The sequence below is a fragment of the Achromobacter sp. GD03932 genome (genome assembly GCF_029839485.1).
GTDB lineage: Bacteria > Pseudomonadota > Gammaproteobacteria > Burkholderiales > Burkholderiaceae_B > Achromobacter > Achromobacter bronchisepticus_A.
In genome coordinates this window covers 1-18,889 of sequence record NZ_JAOCAT010000031.1, presented here as the reverse complement: position 1 = coordinate 18,889, position 18,889 = coordinate 1, and the positions used below count along the sequence as shown (strand labels likewise).

Annotated in this window: 22 protein-coding genes and 1 pseudogene; 14 read left to right on the top strand and 9 right to left on the bottom strand. The window is 67.1% G+C overall.

Translation table 11 applies throughout. The annotated features are described in order from the left end of the window. Positions 1 to 35: 35 nt before the first annotated feature. From N5C88_RS24875 to N5C88_RS24865, 3 genes are all read right to left on the bottom strand, one after another. Positions 36 to 1,355, bottom strand: a complete 1,320-nt coding sequence (locus N5C88_RS24875) for an MFS transporter (RefSeq protein WP_118934136.1) — start codon at positions 1,353 to 1,355, stop codon at positions 36 to 38. A gap of 45 nt (positions 1,356 to 1,400) precedes the next feature. Then, positions 1,401 to 2,072: a DUF4286 family protein gene (locus N5C88_RS24870; RefSeq protein ID WP_118934134.1), complete on the bottom strand. Its 672-nt coding sequence runs from the start codon at positions 2,070 to 2,072 to the stop codon at positions 1,401 to 1,403. 126 nt (positions 2,073 to 2,198) lie between these two features. Then, positions 2,199 to 3,110, bottom strand: a complete 912-nt coding sequence (locus tag N5C88_RS24865) for a LysR family transcriptional regulator (protein ID WP_059372806.1) — start codon at positions 3,108 to 3,110, stop codon at positions 2,199 to 2,201. A 293-nt stretch (positions 3,111 to 3,403) separates the two neighbouring features. Between N5C88_RS24865 and N5C88_RS24860 the strand changes: the two genes are divergently transcribed. From N5C88_RS24860 to N5C88_RS24835, 6 genes are read left to right on the top strand one after another with little or no spacing between them, the layout of a single operon-like run. Then, on the top strand, positions 3,404 to 4,411 hold the full coding sequence (locus N5C88_RS24860) for an ABC transporter substrate-binding protein (RefSeq protein ID WP_059371990.1): 1,008 nt from the start codon (positions 3,404 to 3,406) through the stop codon (positions 4,409 to 4,411). Between the two features lie 3 nt (positions 4,412 to 4,414). Then, entirely contained in the window at positions 4,415 to 5,230 is an 816-nt protein-coding gene (locus N5C88_RS24855; RefSeq protein WP_059371988.1) for an ABC transporter permease, read from the top strand. Continuing rightward, complete coding sequence (locus tag N5C88_RS24850; RefSeq protein WP_280016436.1) at positions 5,230 to 6,051, top strand: ABC transporter ATP-binding protein; 822 nt, start codon at positions 5,230 to 5,232, stop codon at positions 6,049 to 6,051. Before N5C88_RS24855 ends, N5C88_RS24850 begins: the two co-directional genes overlap by 1 nt. Before the next feature lie 24 nt (positions 6,052 to 6,075). Then, positions 6,076 to 6,258, top strand: a complete 183-nt coding sequence (locus N5C88_RS24845) for a DUF4089 domain-containing protein (RefSeq protein WP_059371982.1) — start codon at positions 6,076 to 6,078, stop codon at positions 6,256 to 6,258. Then, positions 6,255 to 7,643 carry an AtzE family amidohydrolase gene (locus N5C88_RS24840; protein WP_280016435.1) on the top strand — a complete coding sequence of 463 codons (1,389 nt, stop codon included), beginning with the start codon at positions 6,255 to 6,257 and terminating at the stop codon, positions 7,641 to 7,643. The genes N5C88_RS24845 and N5C88_RS24840 overlap by 4 nt, the downstream gene beginning before the upstream one ends. Positions 7,644 to 7,665: 22 nt before the next feature. Continuing rightward, a complete protein-coding gene (locus tag N5C88_RS24835; protein ID WP_280016434.1) occupies positions 7,666 to 8,373 on the top strand; it encodes a GntR family transcriptional regulator in 708 nt (235 codons plus the stop codon). Positions 8,374 to 8,393: 20 nt separating this feature from the next. On the opposite strand, the gene N5C88_RS24830 is transcribed toward N5C88_RS24835, so the two are convergent. Then, positions 8,394 to 8,933, bottom strand: a complete 540-nt coding sequence (locus tag N5C88_RS24830; protein ID WP_059371977.1) for an antibiotic biosynthesis monooxygenase — start codon at positions 8,931 to 8,933, stop codon at positions 8,394 to 8,396. Between the two features lie 213 nt (positions 8,934 to 9,146). On the opposite strand from N5C88_RS24830, the gene hpxZ reads away from it, so the two are divergent. Both hpxZ and N5C88_RS24820 read left to right on the top strand, forming a co-directional pair. Then, positions 9,147 to 9,521, top strand: a complete 375-nt coding sequence (hpxZ, locus tag N5C88_RS24825) for an oxalurate catabolism protein HpxZ (RefSeq protein WP_059371974.1) — start codon at positions 9,147 to 9,149, stop codon at positions 9,519 to 9,521. Positions 9,522 to 9,651: 130 nt separating this feature from the next. After that, entirely contained in the window at positions 9,652 to 10,206 is a 555-nt protein-coding gene (locus N5C88_RS24820) for an NAD(P)H-dependent oxidoreductase (RefSeq protein WP_059371972.1), read from the top strand. An 868-nt stretch (positions 10,207 to 11,074) separates the two neighbouring features. On the opposite strand, the gene N5C88_RS24815 is transcribed toward N5C88_RS24820, so the two are convergent. Further along, positions 11,075 to 11,290, bottom strand: coding sequence for a dodecin (locus N5C88_RS24815; protein WP_042794506.1), 216 nt, complete (start codon positions 11,288 to 11,290; stop codon positions 11,075 to 11,077). Between the two features lie 188 nt (positions 11,291 to 11,478). Here N5C88_RS24815 and N5C88_RS24810 point away from each other — a divergent pair, with 188 nt between their 5' ends. Next, positions 11,479 to 11,985 carry a DUF6496 domain-containing protein gene (locus N5C88_RS24810; RefSeq protein ID WP_280016433.1) on the top strand — a complete coding sequence of 169 codons (507 nt, stop codon included), beginning with the start codon at positions 11,479 to 11,481 and terminating at the stop codon, positions 11,983 to 11,985. 16 nt (positions 11,986 to 12,001) lie between these two features. Here the strand turns inward: N5C88_RS24810 and N5C88_RS24805 are convergent, their stop codons facing one another. After that, on the bottom strand, positions 12,002 to 12,904 hold the full coding sequence (locus tag N5C88_RS24805) for a LysR family transcriptional regulator (RefSeq protein ID WP_118934129.1): 903 nt from the start codon (positions 12,902 to 12,904) through the stop codon (positions 12,002 to 12,004). A 111-nt stretch (positions 12,905 to 13,015) separates the two neighbouring features. On the opposite strand from N5C88_RS24805, the gene N5C88_RS24800 reads away from it, so the two are divergent. From N5C88_RS24800 to N5C88_RS24790, 3 genes are all read left to right on the top strand, one after another. Next, positions 13,016 to 13,810, top strand: a complete 795-nt coding sequence (locus tag N5C88_RS24800) for an SDR family NAD(P)-dependent oxidoreductase (protein ID WP_059371964.1) — start codon at positions 13,016 to 13,018, stop codon at positions 13,808 to 13,810. Between the two features lie 15 nt (positions 13,811 to 13,825). Then, positions 13,826 to 14,839: a zinc-binding alcohol dehydrogenase family protein gene (locus tag N5C88_RS24795; RefSeq protein ID WP_059371962.1), complete on the top strand. Its 1,014-nt coding sequence runs from the start codon at positions 13,826 to 13,828 to the stop codon at positions 14,837 to 14,839. Positions 14,840 to 14,991: 152 nt separating this feature from the next. Continuing rightward, positions 14,992 to 15,237: a hypothetical protein gene (locus tag N5C88_RS24790; RefSeq protein WP_280016431.1), complete on the top strand. Its 246-nt coding sequence runs from the start codon at positions 14,992 to 14,994 to the stop codon at positions 15,235 to 15,237. Between the two features lie 60 nt (positions 15,238 to 15,297). Here N5C88_RS24790 and N5C88_RS24785 read toward each other — a convergent pair whose 3' ends face one another. From N5C88_RS24785 to N5C88_RS24775, 3 genes are all read right to left on the bottom strand, one after another. Further along, a complete protein-coding gene (locus N5C88_RS24785) occupies positions 15,298 to 15,654 on the bottom strand; it encodes a hypothetical protein (protein ID WP_054453246.1) in 357 nt (118 codons plus the stop codon). A 75-nt stretch (positions 15,655 to 15,729) separates the two neighbouring features. Next, complete coding sequence (locus tag N5C88_RS24780) at positions 15,730 to 16,638, bottom strand: aldose 1-epimerase (protein WP_280016430.1); 909 nt, start codon at positions 16,636 to 16,638, stop codon at positions 15,730 to 15,732. Between the two features lie 87 nt (positions 16,639 to 16,725). After that, a complete protein-coding gene (locus N5C88_RS24775) occupies positions 16,726 to 17,616 on the bottom strand; it encodes a LysR family transcriptional regulator (protein WP_059371955.1) in 891 nt (296 codons plus the stop codon). A gap of 130 nt (positions 17,617 to 17,746) precedes the next feature. Between N5C88_RS24775 and N5C88_RS24770 the strand changes: the two genes are divergently transcribed. After that, a complete protein-coding gene (locus N5C88_RS24770) occupies positions 17,747 to 18,535 on the top strand; it encodes a 3-hydroxybutyrate dehydrogenase (RefSeq protein WP_118934123.1) in 789 nt (262 codons plus the stop codon). Between the two features lie 24 nt (positions 18,536 to 18,559). Beyond that, positions 18,560 to 18,889: pseudogene (locus tag N5C88_RS24765) on the top strand (hypothetical protein); the annotation flags it as partial.

The following is an 18,889-nucleotide window of genomic DNA, read 5'->3' as shown; positions in this document are numbered from 1 at the left end:
CGCGAGGCCGGACGGCGACAGGCATGCGCCGCGCCTCAGCGCTGCAACGGAGACTTGGCCGTTTCCCTGGCGGCCAGCACCGCCACCGCCGTCACGACCAGAGCCGCCGCCACGTACAGCGATATGGCGAAGGTCGAATTCCAGGACTTGAACAGGCTGGCGATGATCAGCGGCGCGAAGCCGCCGCCGACGATGCCGGCCAGCGTGTAGGCCAGCGAGGAACCCGCATAGCGCACGCGGCCCGGGAACTGCTCGGTGATGAAGGCGGCCTGCGGGCCGTACATCAGCGCGTGGATCAGCAGGCCCACCACGACGGCCGCGCAGATGGCGATGGGATGCGCGGTGTCCATCAGCACGAAGAAAACGAAGGCCCAGATCATGCCCAGCACCGCGCCCGCCAGGTACACCGGACGGCGGCCGATCTTGTCCGACAGATGCCCGCACAACGGCACCGCAATCGCATTCAGCGCGGCGCCCAGCATGGTTGCGGTGAGCGCCATGGGCCGCGACAGGTGCAGCACCGTGGTGACGTAGGTCAGCGTGAACACGACCACCAGCGCATAGAGCACGTCGGAGCCGATGCGCGAGCCGCCCGCGACCAGCAACTGCCGCCAGTACTGGCCCAGCACTTCCTTGATGGGCGTGGCGGCGGTTTCACGCTTCTGTTCCATTTCCAGGAACACGGGCGTCTCCTCCACGCCGCGGCGCAGCCACAGGCCGAACAGCACCAGCGCCACGCTGGAGACGAAGGGCACGCGCCAGCCCCAGGCCTGGAAGTCCTCGGGGCTCAGAAAGGCCGAGACCACGGCGATGAAGCCCGTGCCTATCAGCGTGCCGCAGGACGGACCGATCTGCGTGAACGAGGCGTTGCGCCCGCGCTGGTCGGGCTTGCCGTGCTCCATCGACAGCAGCACCGCGCCGGCCCATTCGCCGCCCAGGGCCACGCCCTGCACGAAGCGCAGGGCCACCAGCGCCACGGGCGCCCATACACCCCAGGACGCGTAGGTCGGCAACAGCCCCATCAGGCCGGTGGACACGCCCATGATGACCAGGGTGGCGACCAGGACGAACTTGCGCCCCAGCCGGTCGCCCAGATGGCCGAAGACGAAGCCGCCCAGCGGCCGCGACACATAGCCCACGGCATAGGTGGAGAAGGCCAGGATGGTGCCCGTCAGCGGGTCGAAGGACGGAAAGAAGATGGAATTGAAGACCAACGCCGCCATCAGGTTGTAGATGGTGAAGTCGTACCACTCCAGCGTGGTGCCGACCGAGCTGGCCAGGGCCAGCCTGCGCATCTTGTTGGGCGCGGCCGCGGTCTTCACCGGCGCGGCGCCATATAGCGTTTCTTCAGCCATGGGATTCCCCTTGAATTGGATGTTTGGTGACTGGCCGCGATGGGCTCAGCGCAGGTCGGCTGCCGTCAGTTTCCAGCCCAGTTCCAGCAGCCAGGCCTGTGACGGATCGGTATCGAATGCGCTGCAAGCCCGATCGCGCAGGACGCGCGCGGCGGCCGCGGAACTCGCTTCCACCACGAACAGCGGCGCCAGCACGCGGTTGTCGGCGGACTCGCGCGGCAGCGGCGTGCTGAGCCCCGCGTCCGGCACCAGCAGATAGGACTGCACGAAGCCGTCCGCCTGCGCCAGTTCAGCGCCCAGCGCCTGCGCCCGGGCCACCAGCGCTTCGCTGTCATTCGTCGCCGGCAGAGGCAGGACCGCGATCTCGCTGCCGGAGCCAAAGCCCGTCACGGCCCGCACGGCGCACACGCGGCGCATCGGGTCGCGCATGCGGTCCAGGTTGGTCACCGACCATACGGTCTGGCGCTCGAACGCCTTGCGATAGTCCGCCGTGGTGAAGGCGGCCAGCGATTCGGTGCGGTACAGGCCCAGATACTTGCGGCCGCCTTCCCGCGACAGGTAGCGCGCGCCCGACAGGAAGCCGGGAATGCGCACGCGCTCTTCCACGTGCTCGCGGTCGTACCAGCGGTTGAAATCGGCTTCGTGGGCGGGGTCGGCGTCAGTGGCGACGAACAGCAGGCCGTGCGGCGGGAGGGAGGATTCGGTGTGCGTGCTCATGGGCGGAAGACAGGAAATTCCTTCGATTACGGAAGGCTCCATCTTCAGCCGGCCGGTTGCCCCGGGACAAACGAGTAATTCTTCTGCGCGGCAATAAAATTACTGAAAGACGCCCTAGGGATAACACTATTGCGCCGAACCCAATCGCGGCGCAGCGACCGAGGACGTGAACTGGTCCGACGCGCGGCTGGCAAGTTCGGCCACCAGCCGGATCGCGTCCGAGCCGGCGCTTTCCAGATAGCTCACCACCAGCAGCTGGGGCGGCACCGGAATGTCGCAGCGGATGATCTGTACCTCGCCGCGCGCCACGTATTCGTAGATGGGCGGCAGCGGCACCAGCGCCCGGCCAAAGCCGCTGCGCACCAGCCGCGCCAGCGCGGAGATCGAGCTGACGCAGTGCACCTTGCCTTGCGGCATGCCGACTTCGCGGTACAGGGCCTTGAGCGCTTCGTGAGGCTGCGATCCCGGGCTCATGGTCAGCACCGGTTCGCTCAGCAGTTGCTGCGCGCTCAGCGCCTCCTCGTCGCCGGCCGGCCCGACCCAGCCCATCTCCATGGGCAGGCAGGCGTTGCTGATGATGCCGCTGTCGTTCAGCAGGTCCGTCTGCAGCGCGATGTCCAGCGCGCCTTCGCGCAGGCCGCGGTGCAGCGCGCGCGTGGTCTCGGAGGTGAGCTGGACCTCGATGCCCGGGTAGGTGGAGCGCAGATTGGTCAGGAAGCCGATCAGCCAGGTGTGCACCACGGTTTCGATGGCGCCGATACGCACCAGGCCGAAGACCTCGTCGCCGCCCTTGCCCAGCGACAGGATCTGCTGGCGGATCTCCAGCAGCCGTTCGCCATAGTCCAGCAGCCGGGTGCCGGTGGCCGTCAGCCTGAGCTCCTTGGCGTCGCGCTCGAACAGGCGCGCGCCTATGTCCTCTTCCAGCGAGGCGATGCGATTGGCCACGGCGGCCTGGGTGATGTGCAGGCGGTCGCTCGCCGCCCGGAAACTGCCCAGGCGCGCCGACCACAGAAAGGCTTCGACAAAACGCGTATTCATCTCGGTATGACGCGGCCAGGCGTCGCGCAAGGGTTCACAAGTCCGGAGCGGCACGCTCCGATCCGCCCACATGCTACCGCCATCGCGCGCAGCGCGACACGGGGGCCGGTTACGTCCCCTTCATTGGTGCGCCGTGCACCAATGTGGTTCAGGCGAGGCACCAGCGCGAGGCCGGCCCGCCAGGCGCACTGGGCGCATGCCGCCCCGGAAGAAGTTGGCACGGCTCTTGCTTGATGCCTGGTATGCCAGCTTGTCTACAAGCGCCACTTTCCTTGCACACCAGGAGTTCCTCCATGATCTACCGCAACGCGCCCCATGCCTTCAACGCCACCCGCCGCCGGCTGATCCAGGGCGCCGCGCTGGGCGCCGCGACGCTGGCCGCGCCGGCGCTGGTTCGGGCGCAAGCGGGACCCGTGATCCGCATCGGCTTCTGGCCCGTGGCGGCCGGCCTGCCGTTCTACGCGGCGCTGGAAAAAGGCTATTTCAAGGAGGCCGGGCTGAACGTCGAGCCGCTGAAATTCGCGGGCGCGCAGCAGGTCATGGAAGCCATGCTGGCCGGCCGCGCGGACGGCAGCGCCAACGGCACCGGCTCGGCCAATCTGGCCATCGGCGAGATCGCTTCGCCCGGCCTGTTCAAGATTTTTGCGTCCAATCCCAGCAACGCCAAGCACGTGCTGGACGAGTTCATCGTCGCGAAAGACAGTCCCATCAAATCCATCGCAGACCTCAAGGGGAAAAAGGTCGGATCTGGACCCGGCATCCAGAACGCCACGCTGGCCAAAGCAGTGCTGGAGCGCGCCGGCGCAACCGGGGCGACCGTGGTCGAGCTGGCGATAAGCCAGCACGTCGCCGCGGTCGCCGCCGGCCAGTTGGACGCCTGCTACACGCTGGAGCCCACGGGCACGGTAGGCAGGCTGAATGGCACCACCCGCGTGCTGGAGTCCGGCGTCATCTCCAAGTACGTGCTGGGCGATCCGATGGCGCCGTGGTTCGGCGGGTCGGCATCGCTGACCACCGCCTTCCTGAAGAAGCATCCCGAGGAAAGCAGGAAATTCATCGCCGCCTATGCGCGCGGCATCGAACTGATCCGCAGCAAGCCGGAAGAGGCGCGTCCCTACCTGAAGGGCTACACCGCCATCGAAGGTCCGATGACCGAGGAAGTGCCGCTGGCCGCCTACACCCTCTACAACGAGTTCACGCCCGGCGATATCCAGCACTTCCAGAAGTTCTTCGACCTGTTCGCCGACAAGGGCGTCTTCGCCCAGAAGGTCGATGTCTCGACCATGCTCTACAAGGGCTGAGCCATGACCGCAACCACTGCAACAACCACGGCCGGCCCGGCCGCGACAGCGCGGCCCCCACGCAAATTCGACACAAGCCGCCTGCTGCCGCTGATCGGCCCGCTGGCGCTCTTCGTGGTGTGGGACCTGGTGGTGCGCCTGCAACTGGTCAGCCCCGTGCTGCTGCCCACGCCCAGCGCGGCGCTTGCGGCGCTGGTCAAGGGCATGGCGGGCGGCCCGCTGCTGGCGGACTTCCTGGCGTCGCTGAACCGCACACTGCAGGCCTTCCTCATCGCGGGCGTGATCGGCGTGCCGCTGGGCGTGCTGCTGGGCAGCAACGAAAAGGCGTATCGCAGCGTGGAGTTTCTGATCGACTTCTTCCGCTCCACGCCCTCTTCCGCGCTGATCCCGCTGTTCCTGATGATCTTCGGCGTTACCGACATGAACAAGATCGCCATTGCTGCCTTCGCGGCGGTGCTGGTGATCCTGTTCAACAGCGCCTATGGCGTCATCAACGCCCGCAAGCAGCGGGTCATGGCGGCGCGCGTGATGGGCGCGTCGCGCTGGCGCATCTTCAAGGACGTGCTGATCTGGGAAAGCCTGCAGCCCACCTTCGTGGGCCTGCGCAGCGGCGTGTCGATGGCGCTGGTCATCGTGATCGTGGCCGAGATGTTCATCGGTTCGGACAGCGGCCTGGGCAATCGCATCATCAACGCGCAGCAGGTGCTGAACGTGCGCGACATGTACGCGGCCATTCTTGCCGCCGGCGCGCTCGGCTATGTGTTGAACATACTTTTTCTCGTGCTGGAAAAGCGCGTGGTCCACTGGAGCGGCCGCTGATGTCCACCGTCCTCAATCCCATCATCGCCCCCGGCCCCGCCGCCGCCCCGTTCGAGCCCGGTCCGCTGGGCACCCACATCACCATACGCGGGCTGACCAAGTACTTCGCCGGCTGGCCGTTGTACGAGGACTTCAACCTGGACATTCCCAAGGGCAAGATCGTCTCGGTCTTCGGTCCCAACGGCTGTGGCAAGTCCACGCTGATCAACATGATCGCGGGCCTGGTTCCCATCGACTCGGGCGAGATCCTGTTCGACGGCAAGTCGCTGGCGCAGACCAAGATCGGCTACGTCTTCCAGAACTACCGCGAAGCCATGTTCCCGTGGCTGCGCACCATCGACAACATCGCCTATCCGCTGCGCCTGGAAGGCCGCAGCAAGGCCGAGGTGGATGCGCGGGTCGCAGAGCTGGTGGCCTCGTTCGACGTCAAGTTCGACCTGAACCGCTACCCCTACGAACTGTCCGGCGGACAGCAGCAGACCGCATCGATCATGCGCGCGCTGGCGCCTGGCCCCGAGGTGCTGTTCCTGGACGAACCCTTCTCCGCCCTGGACTTCGAGATGACGCTGTTCATCCGCGAAAAGCTGCAGGAGGTCTTCATGCAGACCGGCACCACCATGCTGCTGGTGTCGCATGACCTGGAGGAAGCCGTGTACCTGGCCGACCAGGTGCTGCTGCTGACCAAGCGGCCCACCCGGGTCGCCGAGATCCTGGATTACCGCGACGCGCGTCCGCGCACGGTGGCGACGCTATCGGAGCCCAGCTTCATCGAAATGAAGAAACTCAGCCTGGAAATCTTCCAGCGCGAAGTGCGCAAGTAAATCACCCGTACCGGAGAGTCCGCCATGACCCAGGAAACCATCGACCAATACGTACGCAGCGCCCTGGCGCTGGCCGGCTATGCCTTGCGCGAGCAGACGGTGGCCGACGTCGCGCAGCAATTCGCGCGCATCCAGGACATCGCGGCCGGCTTCGTCGACGAGCCGCTGGCCGTGGAGCTGGAATCGGCCGCGGTGTTCCGTCCGTGAGCGGCCCCGCGCAGGATATCGCGCGCCAGGTCCGCGCCGGCGAACGCAGCGCCATGGCCGTGCTGGACGCCACGCTGGCGCGCGTGCGCGAACGCGACGCGCGCTACAACTGCTTTACCGCCGTCACCGAAAGCCGAGCGCGGCAGGAAGCGGCGGCCATCGACGCGCGCCGCGCCCGCGGCGAGCCGCTGCCGCCGCTGGCGGGCGTGCCGTATGCGGTCAAGAACCTGTTCGACATCGCCGACGAAGTCACCCTGGCCGGCGCGCGGGTCAACGCCTCCAACCCGCCCGCGCGGCGCGACGCCAGGCTGGTCGAGCGCATGCGCGAGGCCGGCGCGGTGCTGGTCGGCGCACTGAACATGGACGAACACGCCTACGGCTTCACCACGGAAAACAGCCACTACGGCGCCTGCCGCAACCCGCACGACACCACCCGCATCGCGGGCGGCTCTTCCGGCGGCAGCGCCGCCGCGGTCGCGGGCGGCCTGGTGCCGCTGACGCTGGGCTCGGACACCAACGGTTCGATCCGCGTGCCGGCATCGCTGTGCGGCGTGTTCGGCCTGAAACCTACCTTCGGCCGCTTGTCGCGCGCCGGCTCATTTCCGTTCGTCGGCAGCCTCGACCACCTGGGACCGTTCGCGGCCAGCGCCAGCGACCTTGCCGCCGCCTACGACGCGCTGCAGGGCGCGGACGCCGGGGACGTGGCCTGCGCCGGGCGTCCCGCCGAAGCCGCGTTGCCGGCGCTGAACGCGGGCATGCGCGGACTACGGGTGGCGGTGCTGGGCGGCTACTTTTCGGAATGGGCCGGACCGCAGGCCCGCCGCGCCGTCGAGATCGCGGCGCGTGCGCTGGACGCCACGGCCGTGGTCGAACTGGCGGGAGCCGCCCAAGCTCGCGCCGCGGCCTTCGTCATCACGGCGGCGGAAGGCGGCGCCCTGCATCGCCGCAGGCTCGTCACGCACTACGACTACTACGAACCGCTGTCGCGCGACCGGCTGGTCGCAGGCAGCCTCGTGCCCGCGGCGTGGGCGCAGCAGGCGCAGCGCATCCGCCACCGCGTCTATCGCGAAGCGCTGACGCTGTTCGAACACTACGACGTGCTGATCGCCCCTGCCACGCCAGTGCCGGCCACGCCCATCGGTTCGGACTGGCTGACGTTGGCCGGCCAGCGGCTGCCGGCGCGCGCCAGCATGGGGCTCTTGACGCAGCCGGTGTCATGCATCGGCCTGCCCGTCTGCGCCGCGCCGGTCTGGCCCGAAACCGGACAGGACGATCACCTGCCGTTGGGCGTGCAGTTGATCGGCGCGCCATGGCGCGAAGCCGATTGCCTGCGCGCCGCGCACGCGCTGCAGCAGGCCGGCATTGCCCGCCTGCGCCCCCTTTGAACCACCGCTCCGAGGCCACCACATGGAAACCGCCTTCGCCGTCATCGACATACCGCGCACGCTCGCCGACACCGCCTACGGCACGCTGAAGCGCGACATCCTGGACTTCCGGCTGGCGCCGGGCGACCGCTTCACCGAAACCGAGATCGCCGACCGCCTGCAGGTCAGCCGCACGCCCGTGCGCGAGGCCCTGTTCCGCCTGGAGCGGGAAGGCTATCTGGAGGTGCGGCAACGCAATGGCTGGCTGGTCAAGCCGCTGGACTTCAACACGCTGGACCACTTCTACGAACTGCGCAGCGTGCTGGAAGCAGCCGCGGTGCAATCGCTGTGCGCATCGGCCAGCGCCGCCGAGCGGCAGCGCGCGCTGCGCCCGCTGGCCGATATCTGGCTGGCGGACCCAAGCGAACGTTCGGGCGACTGCGAGCGGCTGGCGAATCTGGACGAGCGCTTTCACATCGATCTGGTGACCGCCGCTGGCAATCCGGAGATCGCCCGCGTGCACCGCGCAGCCACCGAACGCATCCGCATCGTGCGGCGGCTGGACTTTACCCTGCCCGAGCGCATCGGCAAGACCTACGAAGAGCACGCGGCCATACTCGAAGCCGCGCTGGCCGGCGATGCGGCGCGCTCGGTGGCGCTGCTGCACGCGCATATCCAGGGCAGCCAGGCCGCGGTGCGCAAGATCACGCTGCACCGGCTGTATTCCTCCCGCGGCGCGCGCGCGGCCTGAACCGGCCGCGCCTGCCTGCTTCAGCCCGCCCGCAGCCAGCGATGCAGCATGCGCGCCACCAGGGGCATGCAGATGAACACCATCACCGGCGTGAGCGCTACGCTGGTGATCAGCACACGCCAGAAAACCGGCAAGAGGCTCAGCGGTTCGCTAGCCAACACGGAGAAAACGAGCAGCACCGGAAAGTAGGCCAGCCAGATGCTGACGGCCTGCTTCCAGCGCGGCGGCGCGCTGGTTCTGGGCGCGAACCAGTCGTCCGTGCCGCTGACGCGGCGCTCGTGGCTGGCGCGCACCAGCGACGCGCCGCGTTCCAGCCACATGCGCCGCGGCAGGGAGTTTTCCCAGCGGGCGAGGCTGGCCGCGTCGGCAAAACGCAGGACGATCTGGTACTGGTCGCCGCCTTCCGCGGGTTGCAGCACGCCGGACCCGAGAAAGCCCGGGAAACCTGCCGCGAGGATTTCCCCCTGGCGCATCCAGGACAGGAAATCGCCATAGCGTTCGGGGGTGATGTGCCGGGTGACCAACATGGTGACCGGGGCGGAAACGGCGGAACTGGACATGGCGGAACTCCTGGGACGGCGCGCAGCTTGTTATGCAGCATCTATGCAGTATTTACCCTAGCAAGCGGCATGCCAGGATCGCCACGCCGCGCTCCTCCCGACGAGGTCGAGAAACCGCCGCTCACGGGACGGAGCCGCCGCACCGCAGGACACACCATATTGGTGATTACCCCTAGATTTCGCACCATAACGGTGCCAACTGGAGCAGCACGCATGGATATCAATCTGCCCGACGTCGTGGCGGAAGTCACCGCCGCCCTGGACCGCTACGAAACCGCCCTGGTGAACAACCAGGTGGAGGTTCTGGATGCGCTGTTCTGGAACAGCCCTCACACGCTGCGCTATGGCGCGGGCGAAAATCTCTACGGCTACGATGCCATCCGCGCCTTCCGCGCGGCGCGTTCACCGCAAGGGCTGGCCCGGCGCGTATTGCGCGCGGTCGTCACCACCTATGGCCAGGATTTCGCAACGGCCAATCTGGAATTCCAGCGCGACGGCAGCGACCGCATCGGCCGGCAAAGCCAAACCTGGATGCGCACGCCTGAAGGATGGCGCGTGGTCGCTGCCCATGTCAGCCTGATGAGCTGACGCGCCAACCCGCGCGCCGCCGACATCAGCGCGTCATGATCATGAATAAACATATCCGCGATCGTGATTGAGCGGGCTTGCGTACAGGTCTACACTGACAATCCCGTCCACCCCTTGGAGCCTGCGCCCCATGAGCACCTACAAGATTGCCGTTTTCGTCGGAAGCCTGCGCGCTGCCTCGTTCAACCTGCGGCTGGCCCGCGCGCTGGAAAAGCTGGTGCCCGCGGACTTCAAGTTCGAATACGTGAGCCTGGGCGACGTGCCGCTCTACAACCAGGACAACGAGAACAACCTGCCCGCCCCCGCCGCCAAGCTCAAGCAGCAGATCGCCGACGCCCAGGGCATCCTGTTCGTGTCGCCCGAGCACAACCGCTCCGTGCCCGCCGCCATCAAGAACGCCATCGACTGGGGTTCGCGTCCCTGGGGCCAGAACTCCTGGACCGGCAAGGCCGTCGGCATCGTCGGCACTTCGCCCAGCGCCGCCGGCACCGCGTTGATGCAGCAGCACCTACGCAACATCCTGGCCGCCGAGGGCGCCAACGCCCTGACCACGCCGGAAGTCTTCCTGCAATACACCGAAGGCCTGGTCGACGACCAGTACAACATCACCAACGAAGGCACCCGCAAGTTCCTGCAAGGCTGGGTGGACCGCTACGTGGACTGGATCAAGAAGTTCAACCCCTGATCGCCGCCGCTGCCGGCGCGGGCTCCTCCCGGCCGGCAGAGATCGCCCGTCTACCTCCGGGCGATCCAGCCTCCCGATACGTCGGGGGGCTTTTTTTTGCGTGCGACCTCCCATGAATCCCGCATCCTTCCTCGACCGGAGAATGCGGCGGCCATTGTGCGCAGCCAGCGCAGCCAGCGCAGCTCGAGCGCCGGCCCGCCGCCGGGCCGCCCCAAGGCGGGCCAGCCCCCTCGGGGGGGCAGCAAGCACGCGCAGCGTGCGCGGCGTGGGGGCATTCACTTATCCCCGCCAACTGTGGAGAAGGTTGAGGACAGCCTTGGGGCATAGTGAAATTCCCCTGTCCCGCCAAGCACTTGCGAGGGCCGGTCAAAAATTGCGCAATCATCCTTTTGGATGAATTTTGACGCACTTATCCACTGAAACCAGGATGACCGCGCGGACTTGCGCGGCAGCCGCGCCGAAATGTGGATTTGTCCCCGCGTTCTGTGGAGAAGCATGAGGACAGTATGAGGGCAGGTCGAAAATTCCCTTGCATATCAAGCGCCTGCAAGGGGTGGTCAAGAATGGCTCAAACGCCGTATCGAAGCGCCCAGGTTGTCCCCGCCAAATGTGGATAAGCCTGAGGACAGTATGAGGGCAGCATGCAAAAAGCCTTATGCACCAAGCACTTGAAGCAGCCGCTCAAGAAAAGCTCAATGCCGGCGGGTTCACGATGCCAACGCGGATCGCGATGACGGCAGGCGCAAGGCAAGCAAGCTTGTCCCCACCGAATGTGGACAAGCCTCTGAACAGTCGGATAACAAGCGGGAAAAATCCTTATCCGACAATCACTTGGAAGGGGTGCTCAATAAAGAAGCAGCAAGCGGACTCACTCGTTCCCTTCCAGCCGCATGCCTATCTTCAAGCCGACCTGCCAGTACGCCACCTTGCCGTCCTTGATGTGGCCGCGCACTTCGGTCACTTCGAACCAATCGAGGTTGCGCAGCGTCTCGGAAGCGCGCGCGATGGCCTGGCTGATGGCGTCGTCGGTGGACTTGGTGGATGAACCCACCAGTTCGATTTGCTTGTAGACATGATTCGACATAGCTCGTCTCCGCTAAGGGGGTGAGTCGTGCATCGTCGGTCTGGCGGCGGTGTTCCGGCGCTTACGACCGGCAATCCATTCGAACACACAGCATACGCCCACGGCGCTAGAGTGGTGTTACGAGTTCCGTCGCACCGGCCTCGGCGCGGCGGAGCGCGTTTTCGCAACGCAAGCAAGGAGGTGTCGTCATGCCTGAACGAAAAACCCTGGAACGAGCGGCGCACGACAAACGGCAAGGAAAATCCGCTTCCACGCAGGCCGGAGAATTCGTGCGCGAGGAAATCGAACACGTGCGCGAAGGCAAGCATGGCGTGAGATCCACCAAGCAGGCCATCGCGATCGGACTGTCCAAGGCGCGCCGCGCCGGCGTGGCCCTGCCCGCGCCGAAGAAGGCCAGCGCGGCGACCAAGCGCCGCGCAAAGCAGGACAGCGACGCAGCCCATGATGGGCATGCCAAGTCCGCCACACGCGCCAAGGCCACCACCACCGCCCTGAAGAAGGAAAGCGCCAAGCCCGCTACACGCACCGCGTTGTCGCGGCAGGCCAGCGCATCGGCCTCCAAGCGCAGCGCCGCCGCCCGCTCGGCCGCGGCCAAGAAGGCTGCCGCCACCAAGGGCGCCGCAGGCCGTTCCGCAGCCGCGAAGAAAGCCGCCCGCACGCGCGCGGCAAACCAACGGGCCAGCCACGCGCATTGAAGCGCACAAAGGCCGGCTAGCCCGCCTCGAACGCCTTGAAGCGTTCGTGCAGGAACTCGCGCAGCCGCTTTACCGCCGGCGACAGCAGCATGCGGTGCACGCACAGCAGGTATAGCGGCGACGGTTCGCTGGTGTAGTCGGCCAGGACTTCGATGAGCCTGCCCGCCCGCAGGTCGGCCAGCACGTCAAAGCGCGACTTGTAGGCCAGGCCATGGCCAGCCAGGGCCCAACGGCGCACGAGTTCGCCGTCATCGCCGACGCGGTCGCCCTTGACCGGTATGGTGAGCGCGGCGCCTTCGTGCCGGAAGGCCCAGCGGTCGTGCAGGGTTTCGCCCAGCACGAAGGACAGGCAGTTGTGGCGGCGCAGGTCATCGGGCACCTGCGGCACGCCATGGCGCGCAAGGTATGCGGGCGAGGCGCACACCACGCGGCGGTTGTGCTCGGATAGCGGCAGGGCCACCAGTCCAGAGTCGTTCGGAGTGCCATAACGCACCGCAAGATCCACCGGCTGCCGGTACAGGTCGGCCAGGCGGTCGCTGATGCGCACCTGGAAGTTGACGCGTGGATGCCGTTCCTGGAACTCATCCAGCCATGGCAGCAGCACGTGCCGGCCCAGGTCGGACGGGATCGACAAGGACAGCGTGCCGGAGATCTCCGTCTTGTTGCGCGCCACGGCGTTCCTGCCCGCGTCCAGCGCCGACAGCGCCGCGCGGGCATGTTCCAGATAGCGTGCGCCGTCGCTCGTCAGCCTGAGGCTGCGCGTCGTGCGCACGAAGAGGCGCGCGTCCAGGACCTGCTCGAGCCGCTTGAGCGCGGCGCTGGCGACCGCTGGCGTCAGGTCCAGCTCGCGCGCGGCGGCGGAAAAGCTGCCCTGGTCCGCCGCCGCCATGAATATCCTCAGATCCTCGAACCGCACCATGCCGGCCTCATTTTCAAAAAATTATTGAAACTGACTGCGATGCTAGCCGCTTTTTCGCTGGTTTGGACTGGGTAATCATGGCTCCATTCCCCGACACGCAAGGAGTCCCCCATGAAAATCGAACTGAACGGCAAGAAGGCCCTGGTCACCGGATCGTCCGGCGGCATCGGCCTGGCCATAGCCGCGGGCCTGGCCGAGGCCGGCGCCGAAGTCGTGCTGCACGGCCGCAACGCCGACAAGCTGGCGCAGGCGGCCGCTTCGCTTGCCCAGCAGTTTCCCGCCGCGCGCGTGAGCACCGTGCAGGCCGATCTCGCCACCGCCGACGGCGCGGCCTCGATCTCGGCCGCCCATCCCGACGTCGACATCCTGATCAACAACGCCGGCTACTTCGCCCCCAAGTCCTTCACTGAAATCACGGACGACGACTGGCAGTACATGCTGGACATCAACGTCATGAGCGGCGTGCGCCTGTCGCGCTACTACCTGCCGCGCATGCTGGCCGCCGGCTGGGGCCGCATCGTGTTCATATCCAGCGAATCCGGGGTCCAGATCCCCGCGGAGATGATCCACTACGGCGTCAGCAAGACGGCCCTGCTGGGCGTGTCGCGCGGATTGGCCGAGTTGACCGCCGGCACCGGCGTCACCGTCAACGCGGTGCTGCCCGGCCCCACGCGCTCGGAAGGCGTGTCGGACTTCTTTGCCGAAATGGCCAAGGAACAAGGCGTCACGCAGGACCAGATGGAGCGCGACTTCATCGCCCAGCACCGTCCCACTTCGCTGCTGCGCCGCCTGGCCACCGTGGAAGAAGTGGCCAACATGGTCGTCTACGCGAGCTCGACGCAAGCCGCCGCCACCAACGGCGCGGCGCTGCGCGTGGACGGCGGCGTGGTGCGTTCCATCATCTGATCCCGGCAAGCAACCATGAAAGCCATCGCCTATTTCAAGAACCTGCCCGCCGATCACCCGGAGGCGCTGCAGGACATCGACATCGCCGACCCGGTGCCCGGCGACCACGACCTGCTGGTCGAGGTCCGCGCCATTTCGGTCAACCCGGTGGATGTGAAGATCCGCGCCAATCGCAAGCCCAAAGACGGCCAGCCCGAAGTCATAGGCTGGGACGCCGCCGGCGTGGTGCGCGCAGCGGGTGCAAAGACCAGCCTGTTCAAGCCGGGCGACCGCGTCTGGTATGCGGGCGCGCTGAACCGCCCCGGCGCCAACAGCGAGCTGCACGTGGTGGACGAGCGCATCGTCGGCCGCATGCCGGCCAGCCTGGACTACGCCCAGGCCGCGGCGCTGCCGCTGACCACCATCACCGCCTGGGAGCTGCTGTTCGACCGCCTGCGCGTGCTGGACAACGCCGCCCCCAGCCAAGGCAGCCTGCTGGTCATCGGCGCCGCGGGCGGCGTGGGATCCATTCTGGTGCAGTTGGCGCGCCAGTTGACCGGACTCACGGTGATCGGCACCGCCTCGCGCCCGCAAACCCAGGCCTGGGTGCGGGAACTGGGCGCGCATCACGTGATCGACCACAGCCAGCCGCTGGCCGCCGAACTCAAGCGCATCGGCTTCGGACACGTCAGCCACATCGCCGGCCTGACACAGACCGACCAGCATTTCGCGCAGATGGCCGAAGCGATTGCGCCGCAAGGCAAGATCGCCCTGATCGACGATCCCGCAGCCATCGACGTGCGCCTGCTCAAGTCCAAGTCGGCCTCGCTGCATTGGGAGTTCATGTTCGCGCGTCCGCTGCACGGCACGCCCGACATGATCGCGCAGCATGAACTGCTGAACCAGGCCGCCCGCCTGATCGACGAAGGCGCCCTGCGCACCACCCTGGGCGCGCACTACGGCAAGATCAACGCCGAAAACCTGCGCCGGGCGCACGCCTTCATTGAAAGCGGCAAGGCGCAGGGCAAGATCGTGCTGGAAGGGTTCTAAGGCGCGTAGGCCATGCCTCGCCGCTCGCGGCGGCGGGGCGTCTCGCAATTGCAGGCAGAAAGCAGTACAAACTCGACTGCGCGCAAACGCATGCGCGACACCATCGGGAGTCTCTTCTGCTCGACCACATTCTCAATCAGGCGCTTGAACCCATGCTCTGGGGGATGGTGGCCTTCACCCTGCTGATGCTGCGGCTGGCTCCCTTGCAAGGATGGAAGGCCGCCATCGTCGCCGGCATCACGGCCGGACTGGTCTTCGACACCGTGCAGTTCCGCGTGGGTCCGCCGCGCCTATGGGACTTGCAGGTACTGGGTTCGGTGCTGGCCGCCCTGCTGGCGGCCGCCGTCTTGGAAGCGCTATTCCTTCTGGTGCGCCGCTCGCGAGCCGAGCGGGCCTGAGGCGTGGGGCCGGCATCCGGTCCGAACTGCGACACATGATGCGCCGGCAATGCGCCCGTTCTAGGCGCGCCCTTCCCGCTTGGCGCGGGCGTGGGGATCATTGATCTCGGCTTCCAGCTCGGCGATCAGCCATTCCAGCCAGCCGTTTTCGCTGCGCGCGTAGACCACCGCGGCGGGCGTCTTGCCCGTGCGCCAGCCAGGCTGGTGCGCATCCATCCACGCGCCCAGGCTTTTGTGCGGCGCCAGCAGGCCTGACAGCCACGACCACAGATAGTCGGGCACATTGCGGCGGAATCCTTGCGCGCAGGCATAGAGGGTGGGCTCAAGCGGCAAGTTGCCGGCGCGCGCCAGCCTCGCCTGCACGCGGCGCAGCGTCTCGGCCGCAGCCTGCAATTGTTCGGTGCTGAGCTTTTTCATCGAAGGACTCCTGGACTTGGTTTGCCCGGATTATCGCCGCAGGCGGCGGCGCTTTCAAAGCGCCGCTTGCAGGCATCAGGAACGCGCAGCCCGCGGCGGCTCCAGGCCGAACAGCGCGGTCGCGGCAAAGCGCGCGCCGGGCTCGAGCGCCCGCATGCCGGTACGGGCTTCGCCCGCCGCCGCAAGGTTGAACGCATCGGCCACGTTGGTGACCGGCTCGACGCACAGAAAATCCGAACCGCCCGCCGTGTAGACCACCAGATGCGCAAACGCCGGGTCGGCGTGCAGCGACAACTGATGCCCGTCGGGCCAATGCAGGGTGGCTCGCCCTTCCCACTGCGACAGATAGGTATCGCAGCCGCTGGCCGAACGCCGCAGTTCGCGCACATGAACGGCCTTGCTGCCGGTGGGCAGGCCGTCGGCGTCCGCCGCCCACTCGCGGCGCGCATGCAGCGTGACCCGCTCGGCCGTGAAATAGGGATGCAGGCCCAGGCCGCAAGGCATGGGCGTGTCGCCGAGATTGACGATGGCAAGCGCCACGCTCAGGCCGCGCGCGTCCAGCTGATAGCGCTGCACGCATTCGAAGGGCCAGGGCCAGCCCAGCACGCCGGCGGGCTGCTCCAGCACCAGGTCGACGCTGTCCGGACTGTGGCTGCGCACGCGCCACGGCTGATACAGGCCTGCGCCATGGATCGCATGGGGCCGGCCGGGTACGGACTGCAATGCGTGCCTGGCGCCGTTGAAGGTGAACACGCCGTCGCGGATGCGGTTGGAGTAAGGCGCCAGCGGATAGGAGCCCGCCCGCGGCCAGCGTCCGGCGGGCCACTGCGTGTCGGTCAGGGGCACGATCCAGTCATGCGCGCCGGTGGACAACCGGGTCAGGCGGCCGCCGCCGCCCGGCGCGAATTCGGCCTGGTGCGGGCCGCTGGTGATGGTGATGCGCTCGCTGGCGTCCAGCGTGGCCGGGACGGATAGAACCTGCATGGATAAGAGACTCCGGCGGCGGAAACAGGGCCGCGCGCTGCGATTGTGCCGTTTGCGGACGGCCGGGAGCAAGCGCGGACAGGCCCCCTATCCCGCCACGCCCCCGACGCCGCACAACGCCAACAGACGCCCTAACGCCGGATTCTGGTTGGTCTCCAGCCAAGCAATGCCGTGCTGCAGCTTAGGGGCGTCCGCCGGCAACGGGCGGAACATCACGCCCTCCATGTTGAAGGATTCGATGTCGCGCGGAATGATGGCCACGCCGGTGCCAGCCGCGACCAGGCACAGCAGGGTTTGGGAAGCCTCCGTTTCACGCAGCACGCGCGGCAGGAAACCCGCCTCCAGGCAGATCGCATCCATGGCGTCGCGCAAGTGGAAGCCCTTGCCCGAGGGATAGGCGATGAACGGTTCTTGCGCCAGATCCGCGACACGCAATTCGGCCTTGGCGGCCAATGGATGCGCGTCCGCCAGCGCAATGGAAAACTCGCTGAGCATGAACTCGTGCGACGCGATGTGCTTGCCCTCCAGGGGCAGAAAGCACAGCGCAGCATCCAGCGTGCCGTCCAGCAGCTTCAGGCGCAACTCGCCCGTGGGCAGCGGCCCCTGGATGTCCAGCGCGATATCGCTGTAATGGCGCCGGCAATCGCGCACCAGCCCCGGCAGGCGCACATGGCTGGCGCGTCCGGTATAGCCCAGCCGCAGGCTGCCGGTCTCGCCCCGGCCAGCCTTGCGGCAAGCCTCCACGGCGCCGTCGAGCTGCCGGAACATGGGCTGGATGCTGTCCAGGAACACGCGGCCCGCCACCGTCAGCGTCACCTTGCGCGTGCTGCGGTCGAACAGCTTCACGCCCAGCTCGTCTTCGAGTTCGCGGATGCGCTGGCTCAAGGGCGGTTGGGCGATGTGCAGGCGCAAGGCGGCCCGCGTGAAGTTCAGCTCCGTGGCGAGGACCATGAAGCTCTGCAGATGGCGCAATTCCATGAGCGGTTCTGAGGGTGCCGGTTATTAATATCCTACGAATATAAATCATGCATCGATAATAAATTGGACGACTCAATCCCCACGCCCTAACCTGCCACGCATTCCATAACGACACAGCGTGGAGACAAGCATGGCTGATCTTTCGGGGCGGGTGGCCCTGGTAACCGGTTCGACCAGCGGCATCGGCCTGGCGGTAGCGCGGCGCCTGGCGCGCTCCGGCGCGACCCTGGTGCTCAACGGCTTGGCCGACGCTTCGGCGGCCGACGCGCTCTGCGCCGAATTCCGCGATACCTATGGCGTGCCGGTCCGTTTCCAGCCCTGCGACCTGCGCAAGCCGGCCGAGATCGAGGCCATGATGGCCGAGTTGAACCAGGCCTACGGCGCGCTGGACATCCTGGTCAACAACGCCGGCATCCAGCACGTCAGCCAGATCGAAGCCTTTCCGGTCGACAAGTGGGACGACATGATCGCGGTCAACCTGTCCGCCAGCTTCCACACCATACGCACCGCACTGCCTGCCATGCGCGCTCGCAACTGGGGCCGCATCGTCAACATGGCATCCATCAGCGGCTTGCGCGGCCGCGCCGGCAAGACCGGCTACAACGCCACCAAGCACGGCTTGATCGGCCTCACCAAATCGGTGGCGCTGGAAACCGCGCAGACCGCCATCACCTGCAACGCCATCTGCCCCGGCTGGGTACACACGCCGCTGGTGCAGAAGCAGATCGACGCACTGGCCGAACGTGACGGCCTGGACAATGCCGCAGCCACCAACAAACTGTTGGGCCTGCGCCAGCCTTCGGGCAAGTTCGTCACCCTGGAGCAGATCGCCGGGCTGTGCGAGTTCTTCTGTTCGCCCGACGCCGACGAAGTCCGTGGCGTGGCCTGGGCCATGGACGGCGGCACGACCGCGGCCTGAAGCGGCGACGAAGACCTCACGAACATGCGCGCAGGCCGGGCAGCGGCGCGCAGCCATACCGACAATGCCCGCGAGGAGTACACGATGCTGGACCACACCCACGCGCCCACCGCCCAGAGCTGGGTCGACGGCGCCGACGGCCATCCGGATTTCCCGGTGCAGAACCTGCCGATGGGCGTGTTCCGCCGCGATGGCGGCGCACCACGAATCGGCGTCGCCATCGGCGAACAGGTGCTGGATGTCCAGGCCGCCGTGGAACTGGGCCTGCTGGACGGACTGGACCCGGTCGCACGCCAAGCGCTGTCGGCGCGCAGGCTCAACGACTGGATGGCTTTGCCCGGCCCCACCCGCAAT